Here is a 25,041-nt window from a genome sequence, read left to right as displayed (position 1 = left end):
GCGTTCGCCTGAATTCTAGGCAAAAGAAAGGATTAGTGAGGTGAAAAAGAAAAGGGCTCATGCATTGAGCCCTTGGTATAAAGATTATTCTTCGATTTGTGTTGCCTGAATAGCAGTCAAGGCAATGGTGTATACTATGTCATCAACCAAAGCCCCACGGCTTAGGTCGTTAACCGGCTTACGCATACCTTGTAACATAGGTCCGATGCTAACAAGTTCAGCACTTCGCTGTACCGCCTTGTATGTGGTGTTACCTGTATTTAAATCTGGGAAGACAAATACCGTTGCTTTACCAGCGACTTTGCTGTTTGGCGCTTTTTTACGTGCGACATTTTCCATAATGGCGGCATCGTATTGCAGCGGCCCGTCAATATCGAGATCAGGGCGTTTCTTTTGTGCGATCTCGGTGGCTTCACGCACTTTTTCTACGTCTGCACCTTGTCCAGATGTTCCTGTGCTGTAACTGATCATGGCAACGCGAGGCTCAATGCCGAATGCTGCAGCGGAATCTGCAGATTGAATTGCGATATCTGCTAACTGCTCTGCCGTTGGATCTGGGTTAATTGCACAGTCGCCGTATACCAACACTTGGTCCGGTAGCAGCATGAAAAATACTGAGCTTACCAACGACGCGCCTGGTGCCGTTTTGATTAACTGTAGTGGTGGGCGAATAGTATTGGCGGTAGTATTTACCGCACCAGATACTAAGCCATCAACTTGGCCTTCGGCTAACATCATGGTGCCTAGCACGACGTTATCTTGCAGCTGCTCTGCCGCAACGACCTCGGTTAGGCCTTTGTTTTTACGTAGCTCAACCATAGGCGCAATGTACTTTTGCAGCTCTTCTTCAGGAGATAAGATAGTCACGTTTTCATTAAGCTCAACACCTTGTTGCTGGGCGATACGTTCAATCTCTTCTCTGTCCCCAAGTAGTACGGTTTTAGCGATATTTCGCGCACCACAGATAGCAGCTGCCTTAATCGTTCTCGGCTCATTACCTTCAGGCAGCACAATGGTTTTGCTTGCACGTCTAGCTAAATCAGTTAGCAGATAACGAAACGCAGGAGGGGAGAGTTTGCGAGTTTTTGCGACCCCTTTGGCCAAACTTTCCAGCCATTCGCTATCGATGTGACGGGCGTTGTGCTGCTTTACGCGCTCAATGCGCTGCTCGTCATCGCTGGGCACTTCCATATTGAAATTGTGTAATAGCAAAGAAGTGCGCCAAGTATCAGCCTCAGTAGCAAGGATAGGCAGACCGGTATCCATCGCTTGCTCACATAAGGTCATGATCTTCTCTTCTGGTTTGAATCCACCAGTTAACAAGATAGCGCCAATCTTGGTGCCATTCATGGCCGATAAACACGCTGCGACTAGGATATCCGACCGATCGCCAGGAGTAACCAACAGAGCACCTGGTGTAAAGTGGTTAAGAATGTTCGATACTGTTCTTGCACAGAAGGTAACACGGCGCAGACGACGGTGCTCCATATCACCCGCATTGATGATTTCGGCTTTTAAATAATTGCTTAAGTCGATAACTCGTGGCGCTACTAAGTCAAAGTCCCATGGTATGGCACCTAAAAGTTGAAATGGGTGTTTTCTGAAAATAGGCAGCGATGCCAAACGATTCATTTCGTTTTCAAGCTCTTCTGGTTTGTATTGATCAACCAGATCGGCGCGTGCTCTGCCATCTTCATCCAGCGGTGCATTCACTTTATTGAAAATACAACCCAATACGCGAGGGTGGTTTACACCGCCATAATTACCAGCGGCAATCTCTAAGCGGTCTTCAAGCTCGTCGATAGAGTCATTACCCGGCGTTAAGACAAACACAATATCTGCACCTAATGTTTGCGCAATCTCGCGGTTTACACGGCCAGCGTAAGGTTGACGACGGGTGGGAACCATTCCTTCAATGATGGCAACTTCATCGTCTTGTACTGTGCCTTCAAAGCGCTCCACAATTTCTTCTAACAAATCATCGCCTTTACCATCACCTATCATTTGCTCAGCGTAGCTCAGCTCAAAGGGCGTGGGTGGGGCAATGGTTGAACCTTGCTGAACGATGAGTGTTGACTTCTCAGGGCCGACTTCATCTTTACGAGGTTGTGCGATTGGCTTGAAGAAGTTTACTTTTACCGCTTTTTGTTCCAGTGCTCGGACTATTCCTACAGACACCGACGTCAAACCAACGCCCGTTGAAATAGGAATAAGCATAATACGACGACCCATCATTACACTCCTTTAGCAAGCGTAGCTGCGTCGTTGGCAATCACCCATTCTTCATTGGTTGGGATGACCATAGCGACAGGAGAGTGAGACTCATCAGTGATCACACCTTGATTTCCAAAGCGTGCGTTGAGGTTACGCGCTTTATTGATATGCATGCCAAGGAAGTTAAGCTGGTTTACTACTTTTTCACGGATAACATCAGAGTTTTCGCCAATTCCACCGGTAAATACAAGTGCATCTAAACCGTTTAGTGGTACCAAGAAGCTAGCAATTTGTTTGGCTAAACGATAACAGAAAATATCAAGCGCCAGTGTTGCTTGAGGGTGGTTTTCCTGTGCAGCTTCTTCAATCGTTCGGCAATCGTTAGAAAGCTCACTAATACCCAAAAGGCCACTTTGTTTATTCAACAAGGTGTCAATTTGCTGTGTTGAATAGTTCAGGTGGTTAACTAAAAACGAGAACAAGCCCGGATCAATATCACCACTTCGGGTGCCCATCACTAGACCCTCTAATGGTGTTAAGCCCATGCTGGTGTCCACCGATTTACCGTCTTTAATTGCGGTAACGGAACAACCATTGCCTAAGTGTGCGGTAATAATACGAGATGGCTTATCTTTTAAGCCTAAAATCTCGATGGCCTGCGCCGATACATAAGCATGGCTGGTGCCGTGGAAACCGTAGCGTCGAACACCATGTTCACGATATAGTGAATAAGGTAGGGCATAAAGGTACGCTGTTTGATCCATACTTTGATGGAAAGCCGTATCAAAGACAGCAATTTGCGGTAGATGCGCAAATGCTGCTTGAGCTGCGCGGATCCCAAGTAGGTTAGCTGGATTATGTAAAGGCGCCAGACTAGCCGTTTCTTGGATAGCATTTATAACGGAGTCATCGATAATGACAGATTGTGTAAAGCGCTCACCGCCGTGTACAACGCGGTGGCCGACAGCGACAAGATTTGCGTCTAACGCGAGATCTTTGATGAGTTTTACAAGTGTCGTGATCGCAACTTGGTGCGCATCACCACTATTTAGGGGCACGATTTCCTTGTTGCCTTGGAACTTATATTTAATTTGTGGTGATTGTTCAGCTAGGCGTTCAGCCAGACCTGATAATATCTCCTCTCCCGTTGCGTTATCGATGATTGCAAACTTAAGACTGGAGCTTCCACAATTAAGAACCAAAACATGCTGAGATGACATAATGACTTTCCGTTTTGACAATAACAGTTATTGCGTATTAAGCTTAAAGCTATAGCGCATATAAGCTACGCATTTAGACTAAGGTATAGTTGACAGTAAAGACGTCGATTTTACCTCATTTTTTATATAAAAGTTAGCACCTAGGAGTTATGATGCAAAAAAGTCTTATTTCGCAAGTGCAACTTGGACGTCAATACTCGAAAGAGTGGCCTATGCGCAAGGAATTAGCACCGTTGTTCCCCGAATTTAGGGTGATCAAGGCGACAGAACTTGCTTTAAATACAATGCCTATGCTGGCGGTGTTTACCCTGTTTTTGCAGACCAGCCAATTGGGTTTTCAATATCTGCCGCAAGCCATTGCGATTGCTTTGTTCTTTTTATCGCTTCCTGTCCAAGGGTTATTATGGCTTGGTAAAAGAGCTGAAACGCCGTTAAATCCGGCTTTGTATTCTTGGTATACAGAACTGCACCAGAAGATGGTTGCCAATGGCTACGATGCCCCCCTGTCCTCAAGAAAACCTAGATATAGAGATTTAGCGCGATTGCTAAAAGATATGTTCGATAAAATGGACAAAGCGTTTATGCAAGAAAATCTGTAGTTTCTGTTTTCCTGCCTACCAAGCAAGTAGGCAGCGATTTGCTCATAATTGGTGATCTGATGTTGGGTTACTTGCGCTGATATTGGTTTATCAAAAACGAGAGCGTGATTTCGATATGGTCCATCTTCTGTAATCTGTCCATGTGTTGTTGCTTAAATTTCCAAGCAAATGGCGTCATCATGATTAAGTGTTCAACACACTCAAATTCCATTCTGTGTGTTTGTTGTAATTTAGTCCGTTCAACCAATTCAAACCCTTGTGGTGTTTCTGGTGCTTTGTGTAGCTTTACATTGTCATAAATCAGAGACTTGAGTTCGAATAGATGATGCTCGCCGGGTGAGACGACATACAAACTGCCTGATGGTTTGCATAGACGGACGAGCTCCTCGGCGAACACTGGCGCAAAAATACTCACAATCACATCTGCAAATTCATTTTCAAAAGGAGCCTCTTTGATGGAGGCTACGCTAAATTCTACTTGAGGATAGCGTTTAGCGGCATAGCGGACAGCAGGCTTTGCGATATCGACCCCGTAGACTTTGGCATTCTCGCAGCGATTTGCTATTTCATGGGTGTAAAAGCCTTCACCACATCCTAAGTCCAGCAGGGTAGTCGGTGCTTTTTCAGAGACAATTTGTGCAAGCCTATCACGTAGAAAGTGATAATGATCGGTTTCGAAGAATGCCCGACGCGCTGCGACCATTTCTTGGTTGTCGCCCGGCTGTTTTGATTTTTTATTTTGCACGGGTAGTAAGTTGACATAGCCTTCTTTGGCAATATCAAATTGATGATTATTATTGCAGCTGTAGCTTGCACCGCCTTGATATAAAGGCAGTTTACACAGTGGACAGCGGTAGTGGGAGATCATTTGTCTAAGTATTCCCTATCAAAAAAAGTTTTTACCCAATGTGGGCGATATGTAATGAGTAAGGTGATGGCCATGCCATTTAACATGGCTTCAGGGAACCACATTATTACGGCAAAATGGAGATAATTGTCTGCCAACTGATACCAAGTATAGGCATCGATTGCATAATAATAGAATGCGCTTAGAAGTATCTTTAAACAGCCCACCGTACCTGCGAAAATAAATGCACAAACAAAAATATAAACGAAAAAGTGCCGCGGTAAATGATGATAGCAAAGGGCAAAGAGTCCATAACTTAAGTAGACAGGTATCAGTGCAGTAAACAGCCAAAAATTACCAAACTCCACCAAGGTAAAAGCACTAAAGTAACTATGGACGAGGCATGCCAAAGTTGCACTCAACGCTCCCAGTCGCCAGCCTAAAATTAACGTTACTGCTGTTATTCCAAGAATATGAATGTTCAGCTCAGGTAAAATGCCTGCTTTTATTTGCCACAGTAACGTGAGGACAACCGAACAACTTAATACGCCGGTTTGTCTGGCTGGTACTTGTAGTAATTGCTGGTATTCTTTGCGATGGAAACTGAGTAAAAATAACCCAAGGGCAGCGATAAACGTCACGTTTCTATCCAGTTTTTAAATTTGGTGATTTTGCTCTATGCCGAGCACTGTATTTACAGTCTCGGCGGAAAAAGCAGATGATTAAATGTCGAAAGTTGCCCAAATTGGTGCGTGATCCGAGGGCTTATCAATTCCTCTCAATTCGTAATCTATGTCACTTTCGATACATTTCGCAGTTAATGGAGCGGTTGCTAAAACCACATCTATGCGTAGACCTCGGTTATCATCAAACCCTTTTGAGCGGTAATCAAACCACGAATATTTTTCGGTTGCATCAGGTGTCAGCACTCTAAATGTATCTTTAAAGCCCCAATCTAGCAGTGTTTTTAACCATTCGCGCTCTTCTGGTTGGAACGAGCACTTACCCGTCTTTAACCAACGCTTGCGGTTTTGCTCACCAATACCAATATCCGCATCCAGTGGAGAAATATTAATATCGCCCATGATAACAAGATTAGATTGAGGATCGGCAAAATCATTTAAGTGGGTCATGAGATCTGCATAAAATTGTCTTTTATACGGAAATTTAGTTTCATGGCTGATGTTATCACCTTGAGGGAAGTAACCATTCATAACGGTAACTTCGTTACCTGAATCGCTTTCAAATGTACCGCTGATCATGCGACGTTGTGATTCTTCAGTATCCGTAGCGAAGCCTTTTTGGATAGCTTTTGCAGGTTTCTTGGAGAGTAGTGCCACACCGTAATGCGCCTTTTGACCATGGAAGTAAACATGGTAGCCAAGCGCTTCTACATCGTCGATAGGAAAAGCTTCGTCATGGACTTTAATTTCTTGTAGTCCAATGACATCAGGTTGGTGTTTTTCAATCAATGCCTGTAATTGATGCAGTCTAGCTCTGAGGCCGTTTATATTAAACGAAACAATTTTCATAGCGCTCTCTTTAGATTCTTGCTGTTATTTGGCAAAGTTTATCACTTAAAAACGAGAGGGTCAGCGCTTGGGTGAAATTACTTCTTTAGTCAGCTGAGAAGCATGTTGGCAGTTGTTAAATTTTGCACAAGTTTAGCGAGAGGATAACGAGGATTTTAGCTTAGTGTAAATAGATCATTAAATAACCAAAATTGCATGATTTAGCTGTTTACTTCTTCGTCGTTGTAATTATAATCCGCGCCGAATCGTTCAATTGGGGTATATTATGCTTAAATCTCTCTCTTTCTTTGGTCTTGTTTCTTTGGTTTCTACAACGGCTTTCGCTTCACAGGTTGAGTTCACTCAAGCTGACGCATCACCAGCGACGAAAGTATGTGCTGTTGCAGCAGAGCAAGGTTTCAGTGCAGCACGTAAAGAAGCTGCATCACTAGGCCTATTTATTTCTCGCTTCTCACCAAGCATCCACTGTAATGGTGAAGATATTCGTGAGTTTGCAAAAGCGGCAAAGCGCTCGCAAAAGCAAGAAAAGAAAGTTGAGCTAATCGCTGAAAAAACAGATACCGCAACTGAGCTATGTTTAGATGCAGTACGTCACGGCGTTAATCACTTACGTTTGAACAACCAACAGGTTCGCAACTTACGTTGTAACGATATGCCTGTTAAGCAATTTGTTAAAGAATTCAGAAACGCAGCAATTTAATCAAATTGATGTGAAGAGAAGAGGGGCAGTTAGCCCCTTTTTTATTGGTTTCTATTTAGGTTTGCATCACGGTATTTAGTGTAACAGAGCAAAGCCGCCAAGCCTGCCACAGGGATAGAAATCATACTTACCCAACCACCTGTGTATAAAATGGCCAGTAGCATTCCAATATCAATACCGCCGATAACACAATCAGAATGACCACTTTCTGAAACCCGACAATTCAGTACTGCAACACTAAGTTCAGCAATGAGTAAACCAAATAAAGGCGCAATGGCAAGAAACCCTAGGCTCACCGCTAAAACTTTCAATTGCTTTTGTGACATGTGCATCTCCTTATTTATCACTTTTGAGCATTGTGCGTTAGCGTGCTTAATCTTATCTGAGAAGTTGTTCTGGCTAAATAAAAATCAGTGGAAAGTAACCAACCTGAGCTGCGGATAATTAATGCCTTTCTAGCAGCCAGTTTTAGCGCTAACTGCGTTGAATTCACTTCCAATAGCCAGCTATTGGTGCGTAAATTCGCCTTGCCTACAGGATGTAGGTACCTTAGCAAGAGCAGGACGCTGAAGCGGTGTTTTCCCTAAAACTCTCTGGCTAGGCAAGGAAAAAACTAAGTTGTCCTTTAGAAACAATGAGTTGGAACATTCCTTATCCAAACCTCAGGTTAACTAGATTGAACATTACAGTGCTTAGATAATTCTTTGCTATAATCCGCTCAATTTTGGTAATAGACACTGATCTCCAATGACATTTAGCGAGTTACAACTTCACCCTGAACTACTAAGCGCAATTACTGAGCTTGGGTTTGAGTCACCCACACCAATTCAAGAAAAGAGTATTCCACTTCTGCTCAGTGGTTGTGATTTAATTGCAAGTGCCCAAACTGGAACCGGTAAGACTGCTGCCTTCATGCTACCGATTTTGCACTCCATGCTGATAGGCGGTGAGCAAGGTGAGAAATCGGTTAGGGCATTGATATTAACGCCGACTCGTGAGCTGGCACAGCAGGTTGCAGAACATACTGAAAAGTTAGTTGTGAACACTAACTTAAATGTCGTGTGCTTATATGGTGGTGCAAATATTGGCCCGCAAGAAAAGCGCTTAAGAGCGGGTGTAGACGTAGTGGTTGCGACACCTGGGCGTTTACTTGACCACCTAATCAAAGGCACATTAACACTCAAAAATATTCAACACTTGGTCTTCGATGAAGCAGATCGCATGTTAGATATGGGGTTTATGGGGGAAATTAAGCGGATCATGCGCACTATGCCGCTTAAGCGTCAAACGTTGCTATTTTCAGCTACGGTTGACGATGCTGTGTTATCCCAAGTAAAACCTTGGTTGAACGACCCTAAGCGAGTAGGTGTTGAATCCCAGAACAGCACCGCAAGTACAGTTACGCAAACTTTCTATTCGGTAGACGAAGATCGCAAACGTGAATTGATCGCCCACTTGATTGGCAAAAATAATTGGCATCAGGTACTGGTGTTTACTCGCACAAAAAATAGTGCTGATAGCTACGCAAAAGAATTGAATAAGGATGGCCTTAAAACCGCAGCGATCCACGGTGATAAGTCTCAAGGCGCGCGTGACAAAGCGCTATCTCAATTCAAATCAGGTGAAATTCGCGTCTTGGTCGCAACGGATGTAGCAGCTCGTGGCATTGACATTGACTCGCTAAACTATGTCTTCAATGCTGAGTTACCCTATGTTGCTGAAGACTATGTGCACCGTATCGGCCGTAGTGGTCGTGCAGGACAAAACGGCCAAGCCATTTCGCTTGTGAGTATTGATGAACAGTGGCTACTAGAAGAAATAGAAATTTTCTTAGATGAGCGATTTGCACCGCAATGGCTGCCAGGCTATGAACCTGATTTAACCAAAGAGCCTAAAGACACTCGCCGTAATTCTGGTAAATCTAAGAAGCAAAGAGACAAAAAGCGTATTCTAGGAACAAGAACCAAGCGTAAAAGGAAGTAATGGCTTAGCGCTAAAGCTTATGTTTGGCTTCTCTCATCCAAACATAAGCATCATTGGCCATTAATTGCTAGTAGAGGTTTTGATATAAACAGCTGCCCCAGATGCAGATAAAAACGATAAGTGCGATCAATACGCCTGCAGAGCCCAAGTCCTTGGCAAGCCCCGACAGTGGATGGATTTCTAAACCGACTCTATCAATTGTTGCTTCAATAGCGGTATTTACTATCTCTGCAAACATCACAAACAGCGTTGCACAAAACAGCATAACGCGCTCATAGAGTGAAAGTTCAAGTGTAAACAGCAAAATGATAGTAACCAGCAGTAGAATAAGCTCCTGCCGAAAGGCGGATTCATTTTTTGTGAGCCAATTAAACGCTCTAAATGAGTGTCCAAGCGCCAGCAATAGTCGTTTTGCTCCAGTTGGCTTATTGGTGTTATCAAAATGCATTAGTTTCTCCATTAGTTGCGAGTAATTGAGTTCGACAGGTTGCGAATATGTCATTTTTGGACTGATAGGTTTTCGAATTAACTTGGGTTAAGCCAAGTAACGTATCGTAGATATTGTCATGAGAAAGGGGTTGCTGTTTTACAGCGTCAATGCAACCACTATAGCTTTTATTTGTTAGGCGATTACTCCAGTAAATCATCGGGATCTGAGTTTGCTCTTTAGGTGCTAGACGATATGGAAAGCCATGTAAATATAATCCGGTTTCACCAAGTGATTCGCCATGATCGGAAACATAGAGCATGTTGACAGTTTCTGCGTCTAACGAAGACAGTTGTGTAATGATTTTGTGCAACACTAAATCTGTGTAAGCAATGGTATTGTCATAGGTGTTCACTAATTCTTGAGGCGTACAATTTTGGATATCGCTACGTTGGCAATCTGGGAGGAATTTTTGCTGCGTTTTAGGGTAGCGGCGGTAATAAGTTGGGCCATGCGAGCCAATCATATGTAAGACAACAACAATATTGCTTGTTTGCGCGTTGTTTATGGTAGTCATAAGTGATGGGATTAGTACCTCATCAAAGCAATACTTACCGTCGCACAGCGGGTTATCCTTGTTAGTATCAATCCGGTAATTCTCAACCCGATTACATACACCTTTACAACTACTATTATTGTCTATCCAAAACACTTCGGCGCCAGCCCTGTGGATCACATCAAGCACGTTATCTTGGCTCTGAGCAAGACGGCTATTGTAATGTGCTCTATCTAGCCGTGAAAACATACAGGGTACTGAAATTGCTGTCGCTGTGCCACAAGATGACATTTTACTGAAATATTTGATGCCGTCCTGTTTAGTGTATTCGTTAGTATCTATTTTATAGCCTCCGTGTGAAAAGTTGCTTGCACGTGCAGTTTCACCAACGACGACAACGGTAATATTAGCACCTGACTTGGAAGCTAAAGCAGGTGTTTTATCTAGTAATCGAAATGGTAATGGAGGATAAAAATAGTTATCTCTCAGGTATTTATATCCTGCAATATAAAATGAAAATGGCGTGATATAGCTTGCGACTTCTTTATTGTTTCTACCAACGGAAGCATAGTTTTGATAAAAGCTAAATGCTATCAAAGAGATGAAGGTTATTGAAACAAAATTAATGAGAATAAAGGATTTTAGTCTTTGCTTTAGTGGCTGCCTGATTTTGTTTTTTGTCATTAAATAAGCAGGAATTAAACCCAAAGTTAGTACGAAAAGAACTAGATTTATATTTAAATATGAAAATGCTTCACCTGTGTCTGTTTCAATAATATTTTGCATCATGCTTTTATCAAATATGACGCCGTAGTTTATTGATGCGTATAGCAACACGCTAGATAACACAATGGTAATGAATAGAAAAGGCCGTACGAAGGTGATTAAAGAAAGCCAACTAAATAGTAACAGTGTCAGGAAAAATAAAAGAATAGGGACAGACGCTAAAAATAGCCAATCGGACCAGTCCTGTATTGTAGCAACATTAAATACTTTGATAAAAAATAGGCTATTAAAAGCAAAGGTACAATAAAGGGTGGCGAGAACCATCAGGCTGGTATAGCCTGATGGGGAGATATGTTTTAAAAATTTAAACATATCCAACTCCTGATGAGAAAATAAAAACTAAGTTATCTTTATTTTCTATAGAAATACTTAAGACAACCTTATGCTTTACTCTTTTAATCGATAAATTTGCTCCTGATAGGCCAAATTACTAAATAATACATGAGATAGTGCTTTTTCTTTCAAATCAATGGCGTGCGTTGTATTCACCAGTGGTTTTTGCATCTTAGTCGCCGTGTCATATTGCCAATAACTCACTTTGTTGCCTGGCATCAAAATGGCGGCTTTGTCATCTTCAATGTAGGCAAAATTATCGTAATATTGCATCATCGCTCTTTGCACGGGATATTGTTTGGTTAAGTCAAAACCAAGCATAGGCGTTGGGCGTTCAACCCCTACTAAAGAAAGCAAAGTGACAGGTAAATCAATTTGACTGACCAACCTTTTATCTTGTTTCTGATTAAAGCCTGAATTCAAAATAACGGCTGGAATATGAAAAGACTTAATAGGGACGGGCTCGGATCCATACACCCTGACATCATGATCTGCAACGACTAAAAAGATAGTATCTTGCCAATATCGGCTTTGCTTGGCCTTATCAATAAACTTTCCGAGCGCATAGTCGGCGTACTTGATAGCGAGATCTCGCGCAGGTTTATCACTTTTATGATTTGTTGGTAACATTACTTTTCCGTCAGGAATTTCAAACGGGTCGTGATTGCTAGATGTAAAGATCAAACTAAAAAATGGCTTTTCTTCTTCACTCAGCTGAGTTAGTTCTTTATCCGCTTGATTAAACAGATCTTCGTCGCTGGCGCCCCAAGACGCAACAAATTCTGGGTTTTCAATATCATCAAAGTCAACGATACGTTGAAAGCCATTTCCTAAGAAGAAGCTTTTCATGTTATCGAAGTGGCTTTCGCCACCGTAAATAAACTGTGTGGTATAGTTTTCTTTGGCTAAAATATCCGCCAACGTACAAAACTGTTGCTGAGACTTTGAAAGCTTAACGACGGAGCGTGACGGTGAAGGTACAAAGCCGGTGATCACGGCTTCAATTCCACGAACCGATCGGGTGCCCGTTGCGTAGAGGTTCTCCAGCCCCCAGCCTTCTCGATACAGTTTATCTAACTCTGGGGTTAGATTTGCTCCCCCTAGCGAGCTTACAAAACGCGCGCCTAAGCTTTCTTCCAAGATAATCACTAAATTTTTCTTTTTACCCTGATGGTATGCCGGATTAGTGGCTAGGGTAGGAAGTGTATTTGAGATAAAACCTTGTTTGTAACTTGCTTTTCTTACTGTATCAAAAACCTTTTTTTTGGATAGCGAACCATAAAGCGCACTGGCACTTTTTTCGCTGCCCATATTTTTTGCTGCAAACGCAACACTATAAGCAGAGTTGATGGTCAACGAATTAACCAATGCGTCTTGTGAGAAGTAGACGGTAGCAGGGTTTAGTGGTCTATGACCCAGAGTACCTCTCGCTAATAGCGCTAAACAGATTAGACTACAAAAAGTAGAGATAGCCATATTCCGTTTTAATGGCACATCGTTGCCAATGCGAGGAAAATATCTCAAGGTGGTTATTAAAGCTAAAGTACATAAAAGTAGGGTCAATATCACTGTGCCCAAGTGACCACTCAACAACATTGACATGACTTCTTTGGGGTAAATCAGATACTCAATAAATAAACGGTTTGGTCTGATGTCGTATTGCAAAATAAATGCAGGAGTTGCAGCTTCAAGTAGTAGGACAAATGCAATACCCAACGCAATATACCCCGTTACTAGCGCCGTAAGTAAAGGCTTCAATGGTTTAGGCATAAAATAGTGTGTGACCATTAACAATAAGAGCGGTATTGCGAGATAAGCGGTAGTACTCAAATCAACTCGCAGGCCTGATATCACAAAGGTCAAAGGATCAGAGCCTGCCATTCTCTCTAACATCCAAGCTGATAGTCCTAAACGGCTAAGCGTCAAAATCACCAACAAGGACAAGAAAAATACCATGAAAGGTTGTGCATAAGGAGTTGAAAAGTGTACTTTGTTCATAGAGTGTTAAGAATAGTTGCATTTATCACAAGACTATCCGACGAAACTTAAGAAAAGCTTAGGAAATCCTTCGGAATTGATGAAAGTTGAAGTTCTCTTTAGCGAATCTTAAGTTTGAGCAACTAAGCTATGTGATATTAAGCACTAGCCGAAGGTTTATTTATGAATGTGTTACTGATTGAAGATTCTGAGTCCTTGCGTCGCAGCTTAACCTTAGGGCTCTCTAAACTGGGTTTTACGGTAGATGATACGGCGGATGGTTCTAGCGGTTTGAGTATGGCGCTGATGGATCACTATGATGTAATTATTTTAGATATTATGTTGCCCAGTTTGGATGGCATAAGTGTGCTTAAAGCGCTAAGACAGCAGAAGAATGACACTCGAGTGTTGGTGTTGTCAGCAAAGTCACAACCTGAAGACCGAGTGCTGGGTTTATTAAGTGGTGCAGACGACTATCTCGCCAAGCCCTTTTCGTTTGATGAGCTGCATGCACGGCTATTAACGCTAATGAGAAGAGGGGCATTTAAACAAGATGGTGATGAAATCGTGCATGGCTTTTTGACCATTGACTTGCAGCTAAAGTCGGCGTTAATTGCAGGGCAGCAAATAGACTTAACACCCAATGAGTATAAAATTTTGGAATGTTTGTTTACTAATCAAAATAAGATTATAACACCAGAAAAATTGAGCACTTATATTACCGGCAATTTCGATAGTGTGTCGAAAAATGCCATCGAAGCTCACCTTTCTTCGCTACGCAAAAAGGTCAAAGCGTTGGGTCAATGCTTGCCAGTTAAAACTAAACGCGGGTTTGGATATTATGTTGAGCAACTACCATGAAGTCGATCCGAGGGAACTTAGTTAGCACATTATCAATTACCATCACAGGTGTTGTAGTCGCCATTTTACTCGCCACAGATTTGGCTGTTGACTCTTGGATTGACTCACAATTCGACAAAGCGATGCATACAAAAGTTGGCATGCTGATGACGTTAGTCTCTGAAGATGAAGATCATCTTGAACTGCACTTTTCCGGTGAGTTTTTACCTGAATTTACTGGCAATATCGAGCCCGAATATTATCAAATCTGGTTGAACGACCGAGTTTTTGCACGCTCTGACAGTTTAGATCTTTTTTCGCAACACGAGTTACCTTATTTGTCGTTATCACTTGGCGAGAGCAAAGTGGTAAATGAAACCCTGCCAGATGGTCGTGCGGGACGGATCATATATACCCGTTTTATTCCGCAGATCCATACCCTAAAAGGGGAAAAAAAATCTTTTGACGACGAACTTGTTATTGCCTATGCGGCCTCGTCGGAGGGGCTGGACTTTATTCTTTGGCTCATTGATATCGTTTTTATCGTGACTATCGTATGTGTTGTGGTGTTTATTCGTGTCTTTGTGCGTAAAACGGTCGATGTTGGTCTCGCGCCGTTGAATAGCATGAACGCTCAGATAGCCAAACTAAATTTCTCTAAAGATTCAGACACCATAATATTAGAAAAGCCAGTCTCTGAGCTATTACCCGTCGAGCAAAGCTTAAACCGTTTTATCGTTGAAAACAGACAACTGTACTTGCGAGAAAAGCGCTTAACCTCAGATATTTCGCACGAACTAAAAACGCCCATTACGGAACTCATTAATTTGGCGGAAGTCATTTCACGTTTCCCGGAAGACAATGAATTGACGGATGACTTTGTGCCAGAAGTATTAAGAATAAGTCAGCGGATGAAAAACATCGTCACCAACGTAATGTTGTTACATAAATACGAGCAGATAAAGCTACCTAAAGAAGATGTTGTTGATGTATTGCAAGTCGTCAACCGTTCGATTGGTGAGATAGCATTTGATAATGTTGAGATTCAGACAACTTGCTCCGAATGTCCAATTCAGACCAACTTAATGGCAGTTGAGAGCATCATTGGTAACTTACTAAAAAATGCCAAGCGTCACCGTGTACTGGGTTCCGAAGCACTTATCGTTGTTGAAAAGGGGGCGACAAATGGGATAAATGTTCGAGTGAGCAATCAGGTTTCCGGCGAGCTCGAAAACGTGAATTTAGCACAGTTATTTGAACCACTATGGCAAAGCGACCAATCGAGAAGCGCGAATGATTGCTTTGGCTTGGGCTTACCTATTGCTAGGGCCTTTGCTGAAGCCATTGACGCGGAACTCACTGTTGCGTTGGAAGCGAGCACCATCACCTTTACATTGACCCTTTGAAGCGCTATTTAAAAGTGAGTTTCCACTGATAAACCAAGTTCCCAGCTGTCAACTTCAGGATAGTTACCTAATGGTTTAGTAAAGTCTATATGCACTACGTTTTCGTTACTTGAACGGGCGGAATATAAACGAACTCCGAGCCCTACACTACCTAGCATTTTATTGCTTATATTAGGATGTTGTATATTCCCGGATGCTTTTCCCATATCAACAAAGCCAACGAATCCTAAATCAACAAGCTGATAAATATTAATGTTAGGGTACATACGGAGTTCGAATGAAGATTTGACAGTTTGTGTACCTTGTTGATAGCTTTGTGGGAAGCCTCGGAGCCCTTCTTCTCCACCGAGAGCAAGAGGACGCTCGGCAAATTCCTTGTTTTGCCACGCAGCAATGACATCAGCATAAAAAGCAAAACTATCGCTCCAGCGATAATTTACCTTTGCAGCGAGAGTAGACCATACTCTATCACCTTGCTGCGTGCCGATTTGGGCATTGGTTGATGCTTTAAATCGGTATAAGACATCATCATTAAATAGCCATGCTTTATTGGCTGAAAACTCCCAAATTGAGCCAACTCCATCCGCTTCGGTATCAATACCTGCTTTGGCCGCAAGTGACCATCCGAGGTTGAAATCTTCACTGTGATTGATTAAGTCTACGTCCTGCAGCACGATATAATTATCTTCGATATATTGAAGGCTAATCCAAGGCGCTAACAATTTGAAGTCATAAAGGTTATCCCTTATGGCTAAGTTTGGCTCGTCATAGCTGACATCTTGGTAATCGACACCAGCTATCCACCTAAGTGTGGTGGTGTTGGTTTGCTGCCATAAACGGCCATAAGCAAATTGCGCAGATGTACCATTAGATCGAAACTGACTTTCTGTTTGACCGTTATGATAGATAGAAGTCGTTTGGTCTTGTGCATTAATATAAGCTCTATATAACAAAGAGCTGGAGCGCTGATAGAAAGGTTGATAAATGTCAGCCATAAATATTTGACCGTCATCATAATCATCTGCTTGCACCGTTATCATGGCATGTGGTTGCCATGGCGCAGGCATTTGCAATACGGTATGGTAACCGGAACGTTCATGGTCAGATTTGTATTTTACGGATGCCCTAACGCCATACCCTAACAAGTTTTCTTCTTTAAACCCCAAACTTAACTTATTGTTTCCACTACTTCGGCCAAAGTTTACACTGGGCAGCAAACTCCAGGTGTCCCACGTTTGCACTGATATTTTCTGTGGCTCGGCACTGCTGCATGGCTTGACATAGTTAATTTTCGCCTCTCTGATGTATTTTTTAGCACGCAAGATCCGCTCAGCCTCTAAAATATCGGCCTCGCTGACTAGGTCACCAGCCTGAAAAGGGAGTTGAGAAGCGATAGTCGCATCTCGGGTTTCTATATGCAGCCAGTTTACGAAGTCATGGAAAGAGGTCGTTTCTGGGTCGTCTGGGTTAAAAATAGGGTTTGAGTTTATTTCGATAGACTCAATCTTGATGTTTTTCTCTTGACTTGCTTTATCTGTCTGTCGAGCCATTTTATTACTATGTTCAGCTTTATTATTGCAAAGGGCGTCGATGCTAAATGGGTCACCAGCAAACGCAGGAGTGATTGAAGTGACTAACACGAATACCGCAACGGTTTTGGCTGGCATATATGCTCCAACTGAAAAATATCAAGCTACGTTGAAAACATATATGCCGATACTTAAGAAAGGCTTAAGAAAAATTAAAGAATGAATTAATCGCCAATGTATGCGAATTTTTCATGATTGAGTTTTGCCTCTACGAACAGAGTTTACAGTTCCCCGGTAAATAAGCGTCGATGCGTTTTTCGTGCATACTCATCAGACATGCCACCAAGATAGTCCGCTAACACGCGCATTTGCTGCGTTTCATCGGTTGCTTGCTGGTACAATGTTTGGGTTGTATACGGCAACAATCGCATGGGGTCACTGGCAAAAACTTCAAATAAATCAATAAGCAGGTTTTGACCACTAAACTCAATTTGCTGCATTTTAGGTTCACGAATTAATCTTCGATATACGAACACTTTTAATACTTGCAGGATTTCCTGAAATTCGGGTGCCATCTCAACGGTAAAATGAAGTAGGGCGGAGTCAAAATCTGAGTCTTGAACGGTGAGTTTACAATGCACAATAAACAGGTTGACGAGTTCACCTATGGTATCTTTTCGATTAGATTCATCTTCTGAAAATAAACTCTCGCTTACGCGTTGTAAGTTGTGCTTTAACCAAGGTGAGTCTAACTTTTGCAATTCAGGCAGAGCAAAATCATGCCATGCTGCCTCGTTAAGGGTCTCGGTAGCTATCGCATCTTCTAAATCATGAACTGCATAGGCGATATCATCGGCATATTCCATAATGGCGCAATCTAACGATTTAAACTTTGTCTTGCGACGGAAGGTGTCTTTCACCTCGGTTTCTTGCAGCTTTATTTGGTCGTTTTGAGAAAATGGCGAGAGGATCCAATCAAATACCGATTGGTCGCATTGATAAATGCCTTTTGCAGGCAGCCAATCACTGGACAATATGTATTTTCGACTTTGTGTTTGCGTTGGTTGGTGATACCAAAGTGTGTCGATTAATGCAGGATATTTAATAAAACCTAGTAAGGTACGGCGTGTTAAATTCATGCCATAGCCTTTAGTGTATGGTTCCAATTTGGTGACAATGCGCAAGGTTTGGGCGTTTCCTTCAAACCCTCCGTGAGCACGCATAAGGTAATTAAGCGCGATTTCTCCGCCATGGCCAAAAGGCGGGTGACCGATATCATGCGCTAGGCACAAAGTTTCAATAAGACTTGTCGAAGGAAAGTGTTCAAATTCAGGGTGTTGTTTTCTTAAATGGCGTAGTAGACCGCTGCCTATTTGCGATACTTCCAAAGAGTGTGTTAGGCGAGTCCGATAAAAGTCGTTGACGCCGATTGCCATAATTTGGGTTTTGGCTTGCAAGCGCCTAAAAGCCGCGGCATGTATGATCCTAGAACGATCTATTTGCCATGCTGAGCGATTGTCGTTAGGGCGGTTTTTTTGCTGCGATAGCAGACGCTGCTGCCAAGCGTTAGACGTCATACTTCTGTTCCTTTTTCTTTATACCTTAAATTCGTCTAAACTATGTACGATAACTGAACGAAAATTCGCGTTTAATTGCGGCTTTTGATATTATCAGCCGCTATTTTTGAATACTGTTATTTTGGCGCAATTTATCAACGCTCTATCAAACTATAGTAACAGAATAAAACTGTTATTGAGCGGGCTTGAGAAAAGTTCTTAGAGACTTAGGGAAAGAGACTCCGTTTCCAGAACAACGCCACTGCGAGGAGAAGTATGCAAGCTAAACTGATTAAACTCATTGTTGCCCTGGTGACCATTTGGGCGTTAATTTATCCTTTTATCCAAGATGAAAGTTCTCAAGATTCTACTTTAGATCAAGAGGGTACGGGTGCAGAGGTTGTACCTAAGGTGCCGGAAAAGCCACTCCATAGCGTAAAGCTACCCAATTTCTCAGACATTCGTGACATTAAGGAAAAGAAAACGGCGTTTTTCGACTTTATTAAACCGCACGTAGAAGCCGAAAATAAACAGATCTTAGAGCAACGGGCAACGCTTGAAATCGCTCTGATGATGGTGCAATTTGATGAAACCCTAACACGCAAACAAATAGAAAAGATTGCGATGATTTTCACAAAGTATGATTTAAAAGGTGAAGCCATTAATGAATCTTCGCTCAAAAGAGCATTGCGCCGAGTGGATATTATTCCTAAAGAGCTGGCGCTGATGCAGGCTGCTAATGAATCTGCTTGGGGTACGTCACGGTTTGCACGAATTGGGTTAAACTTTTTTGGTCAATGGTGTTACACCAAAGGCTGCGGTATGGTGCCGAAGCGGCGAGAAGATGCGGCCGATCACGAAGTTAGAGCATTTCAGTCGGTAAGAGCCGCGGTCAAGTCATACTTTAGAAATATTAACACCAATGATGCATACAGGGAGTTGCGTTCGGTACGAGCAGAGCTGCGAGCTCAAAAAGCGCCGATTGACGCGACAGTATTAACCAGTGGTCTTTTGAGTTATTCAGAGCGTGGTGAGGACTACGTGAACGAACTTAACGATATGATAAGGCATAACCGAGCGTATTTTGATGAAGAGTAAGATTGTACTTGTCCTGATAATGGCACTTTGGAGTGCGATAGCCTCAGCTAAAACATTCACCTTTGCATATGACAGCTTTTACGACAGGCTAAAAGTGGTAAGTAAAGGCGAGTTTGAGTTTGCACGTGTGGGTTTTTACCTTGTTGATACAGTGAGTATGCAAGCCTGTAAAATCACGACGGGTAATATTGTGACCGAGGAAGCGAGCTTTCCATTGTCGTACACTGATGAAGCGCAGCTATTGCTGCCATTTGATAAAGAGTTGGACAAAGACAAAGCAAAAGTAGTGATTGAAACAAAGGGCACAAACTCGGACTGCCAGCTAAAAATGCAGATTGAAGCTGAGTTATTTAACACGACATCTTTGCGCAAAGCTGACCTTTATAAAATGCAACAGGAATTTGAAGAGCTACTGGCTGATCTCTCTGGCTTTTTTATTAAAAACTTACTGTCATTTTTGCTGCCTGAGCAACAAGGGGTTATTGTGACCTTTGGTAAAAGTCAAACTGTCACCGACGCTACAATGAAGTGTGAGTCGCAAGTCTGTCAAATCAGCGTCCCGAAGACGTGGTCAAACGACAACACACATTTTGCAGACTCTGTTAATGTGAAGTCAGTGCAACCTTGGCTGGCACTATAATTAGCCCATCATAATATAAAGTAACGTCTATAGACTTTAGTCGGAGCTATTCAGACTAACGAAATTCGTTAGACGTTACTTCACCCTTGCATTTCTTACAGATAAAACCCTCTCTCATCACCTTTAATCCTTCTTTTGACAATAATTCATACCGGCAAACAGCGATATCTATTCGTCGTGAATTTCTGCCATTAGACCCCCAAAATGGAAACTTAATGTTAAATAAATGCATTGTTAAAGTTGCTTCGGTATGCTAATAATGGCTGGATTATTAAAAAAACTACAGTGTAATTATCAACTTAAGGGGAAACAGGATGACCTATAAATTACCACTCAGTGCGCTCTCTATTGCCGTTTTAATCGGCATGAATCAACAAGTTAAGGCTGAAGAAACGAAGCAAGTTGAACGTATTGAAGTGACCGGTTCTCACATTAAAAGAACAGATTTAGAAGGCCCGTCACCAATCCAAAGTTTATCAGCTGCTGATCTAGCTTCAACGGGATCAACGGACCTTATTGGCGCGTTGCAAAAGCTGCCGGTATCGGGTACTGGTACTTTTAGTACGCAAGGTAACTCCAGCGATGACACAGCAAATGGTGGCTCTAGTGTTGCTCTAAGAGGGTTAGGGGCGTCATCGACGCTTGTATTAATCAATGGCCGCCGCGTTGCGGTTAGCCCATTTGCAAAAGATATCGAAACATCATTTGTGGACTTAAATACCATTCCGGTGTCATCGGTTAAACGTATAGATATTCTAAAAGATGGTGCCTCTGCAACTTATGGTTCTGATGCGGTAGCGGGTGTTATTAACATCATTCTTCGTGATGATATCGACGGTTTTGAAGTTGCAGGTAAAATCTCAGACACCGCAGATGGTGGTGCCGAAGAACAAAACTTTACTCTTCTTTGGGGGTCGTCAACACAAAATGGCCACCATAATTTCTCACTCGATTATTTCAAACGTGGTCACTTAACGTATGCAGATCGTGACTATACGGCATCTGCTGATCAGCGTTTTCGTGGTGGTAATAACTCATTAAGTTCTGCTGGTGTTCCTGGTAGTGTTGAAGTGATGAGAAGCATGTTAACAGACGAGCAGTGGGCGAGATTACCTGTAGTTCGTGTTGAAGACGATGGCACTCAGGTAAGACAGACTATCTTTACGGACGTATGGGGTAATGATAAATGCGATCCTGCTTTAGATATTGGTGATATTTGTCGCTACGACTACGCGCCACACATGACCGCAATTCCATCGACAGAGCGTATTAGCTTTAACTATAACGGTGTACAAGAAATCACCGACGGTATTGAAGGTTTTGCAGAAATTTCGGCACAGCACTCTACAACTTTCATTCAAGGTGCAGGTAGTCCAAGCTTTACAGAACTATTTATGGATGGTGATAACCCAAACCATCCATTATTTAACGATCCAGACCATTTCTTACATGGTGTAGATATTTCAATGCGTCGTCGTACGGTTGATATCGGTAACCGTAAAAAAGATGTTGATTCTGAATACTACCGCGCCGTCCTCGGTGCTCGTGGTGAGTGGAATGCGTGGTCTTGGGAAGTTGCCTACTCAGCAATTCGTTCAAGTGCAGTTGAAAAGGGTTTTGATGGTTTCCCTAATAAGTTAAGAGCGCAGCAAGCGATTGATGAAGGCCTTTGGAACCCATTTGAACCAAGCACCAATACAGAAGCAGGTCTGGCGTTTTTTGAGACCACGACTACGCGTTATGGTGCATCAACCATGCAATCATTAGACGGTACCATTTCAGGCGAACTGTTTGAATTGGGTGCAGGCTACGTTGCTGCAGCGTTTGGTTTCGAACATCGCTACGAGAAAATCGAAGATAACCCAGATAGTCAATACATCAGAGGCGAAATCTTTGGTACAGAAGCGACGCAAGCGAACGGTGATCGCGACAATACTGCACTATTCGCAGAATTTAGCGTACCAGTGCTAGATACGCTAGAGCTACAATTAGCATTGCGTTATGAAGATTATAGTGACTTTGGAACAACAACCGATCCAAAAGTAGCATTCCGCTGGTCACCACTTGATAGCCTTGTGGTTCGTGGTTCTTGGGGTACCGCATTTAGAGCACCTTCTCTTGTTCAGCTACATCTAGGTAGAACAGACGAATCTCCAAGCGTGATAGACCGCGAGCGTTGTCGCCAAACTGGCGCTGATGATGATTGTAGCCCGTATGAATACACTGCGATTGTGTCTGGTAACAAAAATCTACAACCAGAAGAGTCAGAAAACTACAACTTAGGTGTTGTGTGGCAAGCGACCGATGACTTTAGTATCGGTGTGGATTACTGGAACTATGATCAAGAAGATCTTATCAAGAAGATAGGTGCACAGAAGTTAGTTGATTGTTGTGGCACTGATCCTAATTTAGTTGTTCGTGCACCGAATCAGGGCAGCACACTTGGCCGTATTCTCACCATTAACGACACCTTTGTTAATATTGGTGGTCGTGAAACAGACGGTTTCGATGTTAACTTAGCCTACGCGTTAACTACTCGTGAAATGGGTGAATTTAAGTTCAATTATAACTTAACTTACGCACTTAACTTTGAAGAGCAATCATTTGAAAGTGACGATCAAGGTAACACATTCAATGTTGCAGAAGATCTCAATGGAGAATACCAGCATCCACAGTTCCGTTGGACCGCAGGCATGGACTGGGCCAAGAATGATTGGCTTGCAAATATCAGCGTAAACTATGTCGATTCGTATAAAGACCTTGCCGATAGTGATGGCAATAAATATGAGATTGATTCATGGACTACCGTTGATACAAGCGTCAGTTATATTGGCGTAGAAAAGCTGACAGTAACGCTTGGTGCGTCTAACTTGTTTAATGAGGAAGCGCCGCTTGCTCCTTCAGAGTCTATGGGAATTGACAATAAAACGCACAGTATCCTTGGTCGTCAAGCATACGTGAAGTTTGCATACCAATTCTAATATATTAACGTTTATTAAGATGAAAGCCGCGCTTTATAGCGCGGTTTTTTCTTGTACCAATTCGCTTAATTAAGTGGCCTAGCTTTGAGATGGAGAGACTTACCGGTAACTCCATGTCCAAATCCTGCAATAACTAAAGTACTCATATGCATAGGCACGGAGAATCTTCTGCTTAATCTTATTCTGTACCTAGGAAAAAATGGCAATGAAGAAAAGGGTATGGATAGCAGATATGTCGCTAGGAGAGTATTGAGTTAGCTTATTGAGGAGAATAACGCAGCTATTATAATTAGCTGCGTTATTGATATTTACGCTTTTGCTTTAGAAGTGGTTTCTTCCAGTTCTTTTGCAGCATCAGGGTCGTTGAAAACATCAATATCAAATTCGTTTTCAGACTTAGCGACAACGCAAGTAACCATACAGTCACCTGTTATATTAACGGCTGTTCTTGTCATATCTAACAGTCTGTCTACACCAATGATAAGCGCGATACCTTCAACTGGCAATCCAACTTGGTTAAGCACCATTGCAAGCATGATCAAGCCAACACCAGGCACACCTGCCGTACCAACAGAGGCAAGAGTAGCAGTCAAGATAACCATGAGATAGTCATTGATGGTGAGATCTACACCAAATACCTGAGCGATGAAGACTGTTGCAACACCTTGCATAATAGCTGTGCCATCCATATTAATGGTTGCACCCAGAGGGATTGTGAAAGAAGCGACTGAGTTATGTGCACCTAGCTTCTTAGTCGCAGTCTCTAATGTTACAGGCATAGTCGCACTTGAACTTGAAGTACTAAAGGCAAACATACACGCGTCTTTCATCTTCTTCAGGAAGATGATTGGACTCAAGCCCGTCAATAGCTTAAATAAGATTGAATAGTTAATGAATGCATGAATTAGCAGCGCTGCCAGCACCACCATAAAGTATTTGCCGAGCTCGGCGATTAACCCCATGTCGATGGTTGTAAACAACTTAGCCATCAAACAAAATACGCCATATGGAGCGACATTCATTAATAAAGTCACTAGCTTAAGCACCACTGTATTGAGATCTTCAAATACGGTTGCTAGGCGAGCACCAGCGTCTCCGCTTAATGCCATAGCAATACCAAATAGCAGCGCAAAGACGATGATTTGAAGCATGTTACCATTGGCCATCGCATCAATTGGGTTGGTTGGGAACATGTTGATTATGACTTGCACAAGTGTTGGTGCTTGCTTTGCGTCAAATGACGCGCTGCTTGGAATTTCAACGCCACCGCCCGGTGCAATGAGTAGTGCGAGCGTGATTGCAACCGTGATTGCGATTGCTGTTGTAATGAGATACAAACCAATGGATTTACCACCCAAGCGGCCTAATTTCTTTGGGTCACTAAGGCTACATGTGCCACATACAAGGGAAATAAACACCAAAGGAACAACAAGCATTTTTAAGCTTGCAATGAAGATTTGCCCACCTATGTGGAATAAACCGTCAACGAAAAAACCTTTAATGGGAAGGTCAAAGAGACCTAAAGGAATGAGTATTTCTTTATTCTTACCTAGGATGGCTTGAAGAGTGAGGCCTAATACAACACCCAACACCATGCCTATCATAATGCGCGCCGTTAGGCCCATTTTTTGATTTTCTGACATTGTCCTAACACTATGTATCTTAAAACTGCTAAAGCTTAACAGGCTTAGCGCAGATGAACAGCATTTCACGACAGAAAATCTACCTAATCTAATAAAAAATTGTGATTTTATCGCTAAAATTGAGTTACTATTGAACAATAATAAAATTAACTTAGCTAGGGAGATAGGTGAATG

At 42.5% G+C, this 25,041-nt stretch carries 20 protein-coding genes; 8 read left to right on the top strand and 12 right to left on the bottom strand.

All coding sequences use genetic code 11. The features are described from left to right. Window positions 1–84: 84 nt before the first annotated feature. Together pta and MHN30_RS08595 are read right to left on the bottom strand one after the other, a co-directional pair. On the bottom strand, window positions 85–2,232 hold the full coding sequence (gene pta, locus MHN30_RS08600) for a phosphate acetyltransferase (protein ID WP_026001076.1): 2,148 nt from the start codon (window positions 2,230–2,232) through the stop codon (window positions 85–87). Window positions 2,233–2,234: 2 nt separating this feature from the next. Then, entirely contained in the window at window positions 2,235–3,434 is a 1,200-nt protein-coding gene (locus MHN30_RS08595) for an acetate kinase (RefSeq protein WP_045989341.1), read from the bottom strand. A 152-nt stretch (window positions 3,435–3,586) separates the two neighbouring features. Here MHN30_RS08595 and yfbV point away from each other — a divergent pair, with 152 nt between their 5' ends. Then, the gene (yfbV, locus tag MHN30_RS08590) at window positions 3,587–4,033 is read left to right on the top strand and encodes a terminus macrodomain insulation protein YfbV (protein WP_130164345.1); all 447 of its coding nucleotides are present in this window, start codon (window positions 3,587–3,589) and stop codon (window positions 4,031–4,033) included. A 67-nt stretch (window positions 4,034–4,100) separates the two neighbouring features. Here the strand turns inward: yfbV and rlmA are convergent, their stop codons facing one another. From rlmA to xthA, 3 genes are all read right to left on the bottom strand, one after another. Continuing rightward, the gene (gene rlmA / locus MHN30_RS08585; RefSeq protein ID WP_130164287.1) at window positions 4,101–4,901 is read right to left on the bottom strand and encodes a 23S rRNA (guanine(745)-N(1))-methyltransferase; all 801 of its coding nucleotides are present in this window, start codon (window positions 4,899–4,901) and stop codon (window positions 4,101–4,103) included. Next, window positions 4,898–5,521 (bottom strand): energy-coupling factor ABC transporter permease, encoded by a 624-nt coding sequence (locus tag MHN30_RS08580; protein ID WP_130164286.1) that lies wholly within the window; start codon window positions 5,519–5,521, stop codon window positions 4,898–4,900. Before MHN30_RS08580 ends, rlmA begins: the two co-directional genes overlap by 4 nt. Before the next feature lie 81 nt (window positions 5,522–5,602). Continuing rightward, entirely contained in the window at window positions 5,603–6,412 is an 810-nt protein-coding gene (xthA, locus tag MHN30_RS08575; RefSeq protein ID WP_130164285.1) for an exodeoxyribonuclease III, read from the bottom strand. 265 nt (window positions 6,413–6,677) lie between these two features. Here xthA and MHN30_RS08570 point away from each other — a divergent pair, with 265 nt between their 5' ends. After that, window positions 6,678–7,112, top strand: coding sequence for a hypothetical protein (locus MHN30_RS08570; protein WP_010373924.1), 435 nt, complete (start codon window positions 6,678–6,680; stop codon window positions 7,110–7,112). Between the two features lie 41 nt (window positions 7,113–7,153). Here MHN30_RS08570 and MHN30_RS08565 read toward each other — a convergent pair whose 3' ends face one another. Beyond that, window positions 7,154–7,438, bottom strand: coding sequence for a hypothetical protein (locus tag MHN30_RS08565; protein ID WP_130164284.1), 285 nt, complete (start codon window positions 7,436–7,438; stop codon window positions 7,154–7,156). A gap of 421 nt (window positions 7,439–7,859) precedes the next feature. On the opposite strand from MHN30_RS08565, the gene MHN30_RS08560 reads away from it, so the two are divergent. Continuing rightward, window positions 7,860–9,095: a DEAD/DEAH box helicase gene (locus tag MHN30_RS08560; protein WP_130164283.1), complete on the top strand. Its 1,236-nt coding sequence runs from the start codon at window positions 7,860–7,862 to the stop codon at window positions 9,093–9,095. A gap of 67 nt (window positions 9,096–9,162) precedes the next feature. On the opposite strand, the gene MHN30_RS08555 is transcribed toward MHN30_RS08560, so the two are convergent. The 3 genes from MHN30_RS08555 to MHN30_RS08545 form a co-directional block, all read right to left on the bottom strand. Beyond that, window positions 9,163–9,543, bottom strand: coding sequence for a diacylglycerol kinase (locus tag MHN30_RS08555; protein WP_010605037.1), 381 nt, complete (start codon window positions 9,541–9,543; stop codon window positions 9,163–9,165). After that, window positions 9,533–11,176: a phosphoethanolamine--lipid A transferase gene (locus MHN30_RS08550; protein WP_239359236.1), complete on the bottom strand. Its 1,644-nt coding sequence runs from the start codon at window positions 11,174–11,176 to the stop codon at window positions 9,533–9,535. Before MHN30_RS08550 ends, MHN30_RS08555 begins: the two co-directional genes overlap by 11 nt. 75 nt (window positions 11,177–11,251) lie before the next feature. Next, window positions 11,252–13,195: an LTA synthase family protein gene (locus MHN30_RS08545; protein WP_239359234.1), complete on the bottom strand. Its 1,944-nt coding sequence runs from the start codon at window positions 13,193–13,195 to the stop codon at window positions 11,252–11,254. A gap of 162 nt (window positions 13,196–13,357) precedes the next feature. Here MHN30_RS08545 and MHN30_RS08540 point away from each other — a divergent pair, with 162 nt between their 5' ends. Both MHN30_RS08540 and MHN30_RS08535 read left to right on the top strand, forming a co-directional pair. Next, the gene (locus MHN30_RS08540) at window positions 13,358–14,035 is read left to right on the top strand and encodes a response regulator transcription factor (protein ID WP_069022342.1); all 678 of its coding nucleotides are present in this window, start codon (window positions 13,358–13,360) and stop codon (window positions 14,033–14,035) included. Then, a complete protein-coding gene (locus MHN30_RS08535; protein ID WP_069022344.1) occupies window positions 14,032–15,420 on the top strand; it encodes a HAMP domain-containing sensor histidine kinase in 1,389 nt (462 codons plus the stop codon). The genes MHN30_RS08540 and MHN30_RS08535 overlap by 4 nt, the downstream gene beginning before the upstream one ends. A gap of 8 nt (window positions 15,421–15,428) precedes the next feature. Here MHN30_RS08535 and MHN30_RS08530 read toward each other — a convergent pair whose 3' ends face one another. Both MHN30_RS08530 and MHN30_RS08525 read right to left on the bottom strand, forming a co-directional pair. Next, window positions 15,429–17,087 (bottom strand): hypothetical protein, encoded by a 1,659-nt coding sequence (locus MHN30_RS08530; RefSeq protein ID WP_239359233.1) that lies wholly within the window; start codon window positions 17,085–17,087, stop codon window positions 15,429–15,431. Window positions 17,088–17,230: 143 nt separating this feature from the next. Beyond that, complete coding sequence (locus tag MHN30_RS08525; RefSeq protein ID WP_239359232.1) at window positions 17,231–18,526, bottom strand: anti-phage deoxyguanosine triphosphatase; 1,296 nt, start codon at window positions 18,524–18,526, stop codon at window positions 17,231–17,233. Window positions 18,527–18,781: 255 nt separating this feature from the next. On the opposite strand from MHN30_RS08525, the gene MHN30_RS08520 reads away from it, so the two are divergent. The 3 genes from MHN30_RS08520 to MHN30_RS08510 all read left to right on the top strand — a co-directional run bounded on the left by MHN30_RS08520 (window position 18,782) and on the right by MHN30_RS08510 (window position 23,224). Further along, a complete protein-coding gene (locus MHN30_RS08520) occupies window positions 18,782–19,603 on the top strand; it encodes a glucosaminidase domain-containing protein (RefSeq protein ID WP_130164279.1) in 822 nt (273 codons plus the stop codon). Beyond that, window positions 19,593–20,243 (top strand): DUF2987 domain-containing protein, encoded by a 651-nt coding sequence (locus tag MHN30_RS08515; protein ID WP_130164278.1) that lies wholly within the window; start codon window positions 19,593–19,595, stop codon window positions 20,241–20,243. The genes MHN30_RS08520 and MHN30_RS08515 overlap by 11 nt, the downstream gene beginning before the upstream one ends. Window positions 20,244–20,557: 314 nt before the next feature. Continuing rightward, a complete protein-coding gene (locus MHN30_RS08510; protein ID WP_130164277.1) occupies window positions 20,558–23,224 on the top strand; it encodes a TonB-dependent receptor in 2,667 nt (888 codons plus the stop codon). Window positions 23,225–23,532: 308 nt separating this feature from the next. On the opposite strand, the gene MHN30_RS08505 is transcribed toward MHN30_RS08510, so the two are convergent. Beyond that, a complete protein-coding gene (locus MHN30_RS08505) occupies window positions 23,533–24,867 on the bottom strand; it encodes a dicarboxylate/amino acid:cation symporter (RefSeq protein WP_039497462.1) in 1,335 nt (444 codons plus the stop codon). Between the last annotated feature and the right edge of the window lie 174 nt (window positions 24,868–25,041).

Source organism: Pseudoalteromonas sp. OF7H-1, assembly GCF_022347825.1.
Classification (GTDB): domain Bacteria; phylum Pseudomonadota; class Gammaproteobacteria; order Enterobacterales; family Alteromonadaceae; genus Pseudoalteromonas; species Pseudoalteromonas maricaloris.
Note: the sequence above shows the minus strand (reverse complement) of the source record. Positions and strands in the feature narration are given on the sequence as shown.